Source organism: Dehalococcoidia bacterium (assembly GCA_030648205.1).
Lineage (GTDB): Bacteria > Chloroflexota > Dehalococcoidia > JAUSIH01 > JAUSIH01 > JAUSIH01.
Map to the genome: position 1 here is coordinate 1 of JAUSIH010000021.1, position 8,503 is coordinate 8,503.

General features: G+C 61.4%; 9 protein-coding genes. 1 reads left to right on the forward strand and 8 read right to left on the reverse strand.

The annotated features are described in order from the left end of the window. Positions 1–76: 76 nt before the first annotated feature. Positions 77–859, reverse strand: a complete 783-nt coding sequence (locus Q7T26_02475) for a hypothetical protein (GenBank protein MDO8531022.1) — start codon at positions 857–859, stop codon at positions 77–79. Positions 860–932: 73 nt separating this feature from the next. Between Q7T26_02475 and Q7T26_02480 the strand changes: the two genes are divergently transcribed. Next, complete coding sequence (locus Q7T26_02480) at positions 933–1,202, forward strand: hypothetical protein (protein MDO8531023.1); 270 nt, start codon at positions 933–935, stop codon at positions 1,200–1,202. A 381-nt stretch (positions 1,203–1,583) separates the two neighbouring features. On the opposite strand, the gene Q7T26_02485 is transcribed toward Q7T26_02480, so the two are convergent. The 7 genes from Q7T26_02485 to Q7T26_02515 form a co-directional block, all read right to left on the reverse strand. Further along, on the reverse strand, positions 1,584–1,835 hold the full coding sequence (locus Q7T26_02485; protein MDO8531024.1) for a hypothetical protein: 252 nt from the start codon (positions 1,833–1,835) through the stop codon (positions 1,584–1,586). Between the two features lie 239 nt (positions 1,836–2,074). Continuing rightward, positions 2,075–2,500, reverse strand: a complete 426-nt coding sequence (locus tag Q7T26_02490; GenBank protein ID MDO8531025.1) for a hypothetical protein — start codon at positions 2,498–2,500, stop codon at positions 2,075–2,077. A 213-nt stretch (positions 2,501–2,713) separates the two neighbouring features. Then, the gene (locus Q7T26_02495) at positions 2,714–3,172 is read right to left on the reverse strand and encodes a hypothetical protein (protein MDO8531026.1); all 459 of its coding nucleotides are present in this window, start codon (positions 3,170–3,172) and stop codon (positions 2,714–2,716) included. Between the two features lie 265 nt (positions 3,173–3,437). Next, complete coding sequence (locus tag Q7T26_02500) at positions 3,438–4,451, reverse strand: LLM class flavin-dependent oxidoreductase (protein MDO8531027.1); 1,014 nt, start codon at positions 4,449–4,451, stop codon at positions 3,438–3,440. Between the two features lie 17 nt (positions 4,452–4,468). After that, a complete protein-coding gene (locus Q7T26_02505) occupies positions 4,469–5,080 on the reverse strand; it encodes a cysteine hydrolase (GenBank protein MDO8531028.1) in 612 nt (203 codons plus the stop codon). A 511-nt stretch (positions 5,081–5,591) separates the two neighbouring features. Continuing rightward, on the reverse strand, positions 5,592–6,695 hold the full coding sequence (locus tag Q7T26_02510; protein ID MDO8531029.1) for an NAD-dependent epimerase/dehydratase family protein: 1,104 nt from the start codon (positions 6,693–6,695) through the stop codon (positions 5,592–5,594). Positions 6,696–7,881: 1,186 nt separating this feature from the next. Next, positions 7,882–8,112 (reverse strand): hypothetical protein, encoded by a 231-nt coding sequence (locus Q7T26_02515; protein MDO8531030.1) that lies wholly within the window; start codon positions 8,110–8,112, stop codon positions 7,882–7,884. Between the last annotated feature and the right edge of the window lie 391 nt (positions 8,113–8,503).

The window sequence follows — 8,503 nt, forward strand, 5'->3', positions numbered from 1 at the left end:
CAAAAGCCGCCGCGGCGCAGGGAGACGTGCCCGACACTCTGACGGGGGAGGGCAGAGACGGAGCCGCAACCGACTCTTAGGGACGGATGCGCGTCACCGTCCCGTCCAGGGAGTTGCTCACCCAGACGTACGTCCCGTCGAAGATGACCTTCTCCGGCCCCCGCCCCACGCGGATGACCTCCTGGACAGCCCCTTCGTTGCTGAGCCGCGCGACGGTGCCGTCGCCATAGTTGGCGACCCACACGGACCGCCCATCCGTGGCGATCCCGTGCGGCTGCGAGCCGCCGGTGGGATACTCACCGTAAACTGCCCGGTCCGCGGTGCGGAATTTGAGCACCACATTCCGTTTGGCGATCGTCGCCCACATGTCCCCGTTGGTGTAGAGCAGGCTCCACGGGTCGCCGCCGCGCGTCGTCATGTCGTCCACACGGACAAGTGTCTCCGTCTCCCACGGCCTGTAGCGCGTCACGAGCCCGGTCTCAATGTCGCCAACCCACAGGTACGCGCCATCGAATGCGAGGCTCCACGGCCTGTCGTAGCCGGTGAACGTGGCGTCCACAATGTTGGCGCTCGGCGAGAAGCGCGTGATGGCGCGATTAATGTGAGATGCAATCCACAGGAACCGCCCGTCATACAGCATGTCCGCGGAGCCAAACTGCGCCGTGCGGTTGCTCCGGAAAGCGCCCGTGGCGGAATTCATCTGCACCAGGTCAGCGCCGTCGCTGAAATTCACCCACACGGACGCGCCATCATAGGTGAGAGCATGCGGCTTGCGGTTCTGGCCAAGGGGCACAGTGCTGAGCACCGCTCCCGTAGCGGGGTCGAGCCGGACCAGAGCGCTGCCCTGCTCGTCAGCCACCCATACCGACCCCGCAACATAGGCAAGGCCCGTAGGACCTACGCCAACCCTAAAGGTTGCAACGCGCACGGGCGTGGGGACGGGCGTCGCCGTTGGCTCGGGCGTCGGCGTGGGAGCAGGGGTAGCCGTGGGCACGGGCGTCGGCGTGGCCGTGGGCGGCGCCGGTGTAGCGGTAGGCGTGGGTGGCACAGGCGTCGCCGTTGGCGGGACGCGAGTCGCGGTGGCCGTCGGCGGAACGGGCGTTGGCGAAGGCGCGGGTGTGGCCGTCGGCGCACTCGTAGGGACAGGCGCGGGCGTCGGAGTCGAGGGCGGTACGGGAGTCGGTGTTGGCGCGGGCGGCTGACACCCGGCCAATGAGAAAGACAGGACAAGGAGCAGGAGGAGCGCCTTATAGCGCAGGTGGTGGATCATCGGGACTATTCGCCTCCTGATAAAGACGACAAACCTTTCCCTACGTTACCAGATTCGGAGCCTCGCGTCCAGTTGGCGGGCGCGAAGGTTCCGCTCTGTAAAGGTTGGCCTAGACCCCAACTTACATTTAACACCCTAGGTGAAAGAGTACGCAAGGAAGTAAGGACAATGTGCAACAGCAACAATGGCATCACGCTTGAGGACGTGCGGAAGGTTGTACAAGAGGAACTAAGAAAGTTCGGTGAAAAAGCAGCACTGACTATATGTGCTGCTGTGGAGAGTTGGGCAGCAACCAAGGACAAGACAGAAAGAGCTAGGCAGCTTTTGCAGAGACGTAGTACAGAACGTCTCCGATGTTCTTGGACTTCACGAGACCCTTCCCAACCAACCGGTCGAGCTGACGTTGGAGGACAAGTGCATTGGCAATAGCGAACAGAAGATTGTCAGTGCGTCGCATCAAGTCTGAAAAGGAGAACGCTTGATAGGGTTTCTGCTCAAGGGTAGCAAGTAGCTCGGCGTCTCCTGGCTCTAAGCCGTCGTTGTAGGCCTTTAGTGCAATCGGCATATGACACCTCATTCAGGAATCGAACGGTGGTATTGAGCCGCTACTAACCACCGAGAGCTTACCATAGGAGTCACCTATGCGTCAACCTAAACAGAGCAGAACCGGCGCGAAGGTACTCCTGCATAAGGGTTGGCTTTGGGCCAAGTCCCAGTTCGGAAATAATGAACGACCAACCCAGACGCAAGAGAACCGACCATCCCTTTCACAGACGGGAACCTTATGCCGCTAGGCCAACAGCGCTAGCGACGCTTTCCCTGCTTAAAGCCACCGCCTGCCACCCGCATCCCATGCATTCTCATGTCTTTACGGAGGTCTTCGGATCGTCCCTCGTCGAGAACCGGATATTTCTTTCTTTGCGCCTTGTCTCCCGGCTTCGGTTTGTTCGCCGTGTGTGGCTGTTGCTTGTTTTCCGCAGGCTTGAGGTGGCCTGAGGATATGACCGGCTCGATGCTCCGGACACCGGCAGCACGCAGGGCGTTCATCGCACGCTCGGCGAATGGGCCCTTGCCGTATCTCAACAGCTTCTTCTTCGCATTCCGCGGCAAGGGTGTCAGTTCTCGAAGCACTTGGGCTTCGCAATGACCGCAGAGAAATCGCGGGTCGTTGGGAAGGCGATCCCTGCCCTTTGCTACCGGCTGTCCGCAGTACCCGCACTTCGCGATCATCGATACCTACACCTGGGACACTTTCAAGACTTCGTCCCCGTAGGGTTCTCTTGCGTAGGGGGTTGACCTTGGGCCATGTCCCGGTTCGGAAATGATCAACGACCAACCAAGACGCAAGAGAACCGGCGCGAATCGCTGCTCCCTCACAATGGGAGAGCCCCGCCTTGCTCACGCTCTCCGAGAGCATGCCATCATAGCTCACTCCGTCTCACTCTAGCACACCACGGCGCCGACGATTATCTGGGACGTGCCAGTCGCGCACGCATTGACCATCTCGACCACTGGAGAGAAGAAAAGCATGAGCAGGATGATAACCGTGGCCGCGAAGGCCACCGGCTGCCACCAGCGCACACGCGCGACCAGACCGCCCACGAGAGCGGCGACGACTCCGGCGGCCGGCGCGCCAAGCCAGATGGTCCAGAACGTGGAACTGGCCCATCCCGCGTATGCCGTCCACACGGCCGGGGTGCGGGCGCTCAACGGCATAGTCTCCGGCCTCACGCTCATGGCCGTGGACCAGTAGAGCGCCAGCGCGACGCCCAGGGCCGCCACGGCCAGCAGGACGGACAGCAGCCCCGCGACCGCGACCCGCCGGTTGAACCACGTCCGCCGCCCGAACAGGAACAGGACCAGCGCGGCGGCGGAAAGAGTGAATAGCAGAGGGAACAGCATAATCCAGAGTCACTCGCTTCCGCGAGATTGTCCTGACACGCCGCAAACCTTCGCGGACGCCGGTCATGAACGTCAGGCGCTAGAAGCTATTCCAAAAATCGGCTTCATGGTTCGACAAAGCCTGCCCTGATCCTTCCCTGGAAGGACGAAGGGCTCACCAAGAACGGAAAAACCACCGCTCACCCTGAGCTTGTCGAAGGGTGAGCAGACATTTTGGAATGACTTCTAGTCTGTTTGGTGACTCCGCGTCAAGACAACCCCTGCCTTACTTGAAGTGCGGAATGACCTTTTCCGCCAGAGTACGGAGATAGTATAGCCTGTCGGGAACGTGGGCGCTGATCCAGAACTGAGTGGCGCCCGCCGCCACGCACCGCTCGATATGCTCGATGCAGTCCTTCGGCGTCCCCGCGATGGCGAAGCGCTCCGCCAGAAAGTCCTTTACTCCCAGTTCATCCACCATCTGCGCGTTGTGCCGGTTAGCGCCCAACTGCTCATGCTCGCTGGGGCGGTACTCTCTCTTGAGGCGCTCCACCTTGTCCACCAGGTGCGGAGGCACGTGCTTGCCCTCCAGGGTGAAGCGAAAGGCGTGATGGGCGCTGGCCGCCAGGGCCATCCGCATGTCGTCAATCACCTTCGCCCGGCTCTCGCCGATGTTCCCTTTAGCCAGAAACCAGATGTCAATGGTCGAGGGGTCGCGCCCCACGTCGCGCGCGCCGGCATGGATGTAGCCCAGCGCGTCCTTGATAAGCTCCGGCGTCAGGCCAATTCCGACGACCACGCCGTCGGCGATCTGGCCTGCCATGCGAAGGGTCTTTGGCCCCTCGGCGGCAATGTAGATGGGCACGGCGCAAGTGGGCCACGTGAGGCGCACGGTGCGGCCCTGATAGACCGTCTCATGCTTGGCGAAAAGCTCGCGCAGGGCGGTGACATACTCACGAACGTCGGCCATCTTGGCGGGCCGCAGCCCCAGATTCAGGATGGCGCTGTCGCCGGTGCCCAGGCCCAGGAACACGCGTCCAGGGGCCAACTCCTCCACGCTGGCGATGGCCCCGCCCGTGACCGCCGGGTGGCGCGTCAGCGGATTGGACACGCGCGGCCCCAGGCGCACGTGCTTCGTGTTTATCGCGGCCAGGGCGCAGGAGACGTAAAGCTCGCGAAAGAGCGACTGGGAATCGCCGATGCCCAGGATGTCGTACCCAAGCTCGTCGGTGAGCTTGACCCACTCCAGGAAGTTCGTGTACTTCTCGGGGACCAGCGTGATGCCGAAGTTCGCCTTCATGGCCTTTCCTCCTTCGCTTACTTGGACGTGCCCAGGCCCGCCAGGAAGTCCTGAGACGACGCCACGGTGCAGAGCATGGGTAAGACTTTCCGCGCCGCGAAGCTGTGCATATCGGGGCTGGCCGCGGAGCAGCAGTCCTCCAGTACGATCACGCGGTAGCCCGCGTCGCTGCCGTAGCGGGCGGTGCTCTCCACCACAAAGTTGGTGGACACGCCCGTCAGAGCCAGGGTGTCAATCCGTCGCGTGCGCAACACGACCTCCAGGTCCGTCCCGTAGAACGCGCTGACGCGCTTTTTGTGCACGATGAAGTCCTGTGGCAGCGGGGCGATGGCCTCATGGACCTGCGTGCCCCACGTGCCCTCCTTGAGAGCGCCCCGGCCCTTGACCCGTTGCAGCAGCTCAGGATAGGCGCCAATGTCCGCGTAGTCGGCGCGAAAGGACGCCACGACGTAGATGACCGTGACCCCCTTGCTGCGCGCCCCGTCGAGGGTATGGCGAATGTGGGCGAGGATGTCCCGCTCCTGGACCTGCTGCCAGAAGGCGGAGCCGCCCTTCGGGTGGACAACGTCGTTGTCGCAGTCCATGACCAGCAGGGCGGTGCGCGCAGGCTCGATAGGCAGGCTGCTCATGGCGGTGTCCTCCACTTACGCTGCGTTTTCAGGCAATGACTCCGTTGTTGACGGGACGCCGGACGTCGGCGGACGGCAGTCGCCGAGCACGTCCGCGCCCATGTCGGCAAGAAGGCGCGTGCAGTAGGCGCCTGACTCATCCTAGCAGCCTCCCCAAAAGAAAGTCGGTGCCATTATAGCGACGGCCCGCTAGGCCGTCCACCGAGTCTAATCGTCCTAGCTCGCCACAAGACGATAGAGGAATGGACCTGCCAAACCTATCGCGGTCACCGCGAACAGCAACAAGAGGCACATGCCCCAGGCGATGGCGGTAAAAGGACGGGGCTCTATGGTAGTCATCCTTCCCACGGTCCGATGGAATAGGCGGGCCAGGCCATGGCCTGGGACGATAAGAAGGACGACCGTCCCCACGAAAAGATAGAACAACACGGATGTTGAGAAGGTGCTCCAGAAGAATGTGCAAAGTCCAGAGACAGGGTTCGCCCTGTGTGAAAGCAAACGTTCAATCTGGCTAAGGCGAAGCTCGAGGGACGTCAGGCTGAACGGCGTACCTCGAGAGTCCGGGATCCCAGGGGGTCCACGGGACCAGGGCCATCCTTCGGATGCACTCCTGGAAGGCCTCGATGAACCGGTCCTCAGCCTCGTAATCGAATGGGTCTTTCAGTTGCATCTCTTCCTGTCCGCGAGGCGCTGGGCGGTTCTCCAGGAGCCACCGTACTGTCTTCTCAACACCTTCTTCCGCGGGGACAACGTCCCGGTAGCCAAGCTCGGTCTTGATCTTGGTGAGGTCCAGTATCCGGTGATGAGAGCCGTGGGTCAGATAGGGAAAACTGGGGGGAGCCAAGGCCCTGGGTATTTCCACCAACTCCCACTCGTGCCCCATGATGCGGGAGATGATGTGGACTCTGCGCCTCAATGACACGGGCCTCTCATCGCCAACGTGATAGATTTGTCCCACCGACCGGTCCGGCTGGTCCACCGCCAGCAACACAGCGTGAGCTGCGTTTTCCCCATAGCACCATGTCTCTATAGTGAGGCCGCCATCCGGAAGGATAAACCGCTTCCGGCCGTCCAGAATGCGGCGGACGATACTCCAATCACGGGGCCCAGGCTGCCAGGGGCCATATATCTGGGGATAGCGAAAGATGGTCGCTTGATAGTGGCCAGCCCGATGGTTCTCCATGATGGTGCGCTCGGTCATGACAATCAGGTAGCCGTAGAGGTCCAGATCAGGGTTGTCGTGAAGGGTGGTCGTGTCCTCTCGCACAGGTGTGGGTAGACCCTCGGGCACTAGGGCGGGTTTGCGCCACCCCTTATATGCTGGTGTTCCCCCAATGGCTATGAACCGCTGGGTCCGGCCCTTCATGGCCTCGGCGATGCGCCGCAGACGCCCATACGTTGCGATGGCCACGTCGAACGTCTGTCCCTTCAGGGCTTCCACAATATCGCCCGGTGCCTGGAAATGGGCGTCTCCGTGAATGTGGTCCACCTCGTCGGGCAAAGGGATCTCATGAGCGCCCCGGTGCAAAATGGTGACCTTATATCCGCGGCTTACCAGACCTTGCACCACATACGGGCCTGAAGGGCCGGTGCCCCCTATTACCAGAGCTTTCATCCTCCTCCTCGTTTATGCCGCGAAAAGCGGCAACTGTACTGCCCCACCTGGATTTGGACAGATTGTTTGCACTCTTTGACTACACACGCCGCATAGACCTCGGCGGGTGAGCGCATCTGGTCTCCTCCCCAAAAGTCTCGCTCAGTTTGGTACGGAGAAGGGGCGGGGACCAGTCCGTGACCATTTCGTGACCATTTGCCCCACCACAGGCGCGTGACAAGCGCGGGAAGGCAGATACGCAACAAATGTGGTGGGCGATAGAGGACTTGAACCTCTGCCTTCTGTGTGCAAGACAGGCATAGGTTGTGCCGACCCGTGCCGTCAGATACCATCTAGCGGTCGCGTGTTCTATGCGTCTGTATCTGTGGCGTTGTCTGTCACCAGCGCGTGCTGGAGAAAAAGGCGGCAAAATGGCGGCATTGTTCTCTAGCCGCTTCGTAGCTGGCCGTTCGACATCGCGACGCGGGCATGTTGCGGAAGTATCGTTTGCGGCCATGTCTTCACGATTATACATCGGAGAATCGACTTTGAGGGGCGGGCCTTGGTTCCCGCCCCGTCCGCCTCACCACAGCCCTTCGACCGCGGCAGCTTCCCCGTCGGCCACGGCGCGGGGCTGGCCGACCGCTTCTTCTACCTGCGTGCCGCGCCGACCTCGCCGCCTGGGTCCGGCGACTGCGCCTCATGGGATCCAGGGAGGAGTAGAGGGAGGCCAGAGGGGCAGTGCCCCTCTGGCGGGGGTGAATACAATTGACACGGCTATCCTTACTTTGCCTGTAGCTCTCCCCGCTCGAAAAGGAGAACTCCCAGAACGACGCCCATATCAGAATAGCAGTTGGTCATCGAGTACTCTCGGGCCGAGTGGGCTTCAAGCGACCGGCGCCAGCCGTTCTACCCATGCGCTGACGCCAAGGACTTGAATACCGGACGGCAGTGAGAAATCCTCGGGCGGAGTCCACTCGCCCCGAAAGGAAAACAGCCGAACTGCCGTCTGGGGTGGCGGTATCTGGCGTTGGCGACTGCGTCCGGCGGCTGGCAGCCACAGTCCGAACCGGGGCAGGCGCGCCAGAACGGGGTAGCTGAATTTACACTCGGCTACCCCGTTCGTATTACCGATTCCAGGAATAGCGCTTGCTCAACACAGGGTCAGTAGAGCGCGGTTCAAGACACCAGAGGTGTGTAAATCCGCCTAGAAAGCGTATTTGCAGCGCCCACAGTCCCATTTCCTCGCGCCTTTCGACGAAAGGAAAGCTGCGTGCTCCATAACCCGTTCGTTACTGCCGCATTTAGGACATTGTGGCGCACGATCGTCCTCAAATGCAGAGCCCGTGGCTGAGCGCTCGCCAAATATCTTGGTGATAAGCCACATACCGCCGAAGATGATGAATAGCGCTATGAATGCCACACTGATGCCGTCCATGTTACTGCTCCTTTCGCAAGCCGTTAGCCGCACCGCGACGTCGTGCGAACCGTGGACATCGCTCCCACAATTCTGGGAGCAAAACCTCGCTCAGGCTTAAACCAACCCGAAAGGACATCTGGCGCACGTGCACTGGTGGTCGCAACTGTTAAGCAGACTTCGCAAAACCTCCCGGCTTGGGCCCTTGCGGGCTGCAGGGTTGACATGACTGCTCCGCCGCGTTCACCGTGCTCTTCTCCGCGCTACTGCACCACCTCGATAGCCAGCCGGTAGATAGGCAGGTTGTACCCCAGCCCCAGGCCAGGATGGCCCTCCAGCGCGTTGAGTTGGGGCATCTGGAACGGCCAGCGCGTAGCAGCTTTACCCTGAAAGGTGGTCGGGTAGATGTCGA

Bases quoted from the DNA above. Each gene is read 5' to 3' on its own strand.
- Q7T26_02485 (MDO8531024.1), bottom strand. From the start codon at position 1,835: ATGCCGATTGCACTAAAGGCCTACAACGACGGCTTAGAGCCAGGAGAC.
- Q7T26_02490 (MDO8531025.1), bottom strand. From the start codon at position 2,500: ATGATCGCGAAGTGCGGGTACTGCGGACAGCCGGTAGCAAAGGGCAGG.
- Q7T26_02495 (MDO8531026.1), bottom strand. From the start codon at position 3,172: ATGCTGTTCCCTCTGCTATTCACTCTTTCCGCCGCCGCGCTGGTCCTG.
- Q7T26_02500 (MDO8531027.1), bottom strand. From the start codon at position 4,451: ATGAAGGCGAACTTCGGCATCACGCTGGTCCCCGAGAAGTACACGAAC.
- Q7T26_02505 (MDO8531028.1), bottom strand. From the start codon at position 5,080: ATGAGCAGCCTGCCTATCGAGCCTGCGCGCACCGCCCTGCTGGTCATG.
- Q7T26_02510 (MDO8531029.1), bottom strand. From the start codon at position 6,695: ATGAAAGCTCTGGTAATAGGGGGCACCGGCCCTTCAGGCCCGTATGTG.
- Q7T26_02515 (MDO8531030.1), bottom strand. From the start codon at position 8,112: ATGGACGGCATCAGTGTGGCATTCATAGCGCTATTCATCATCTTCGGC.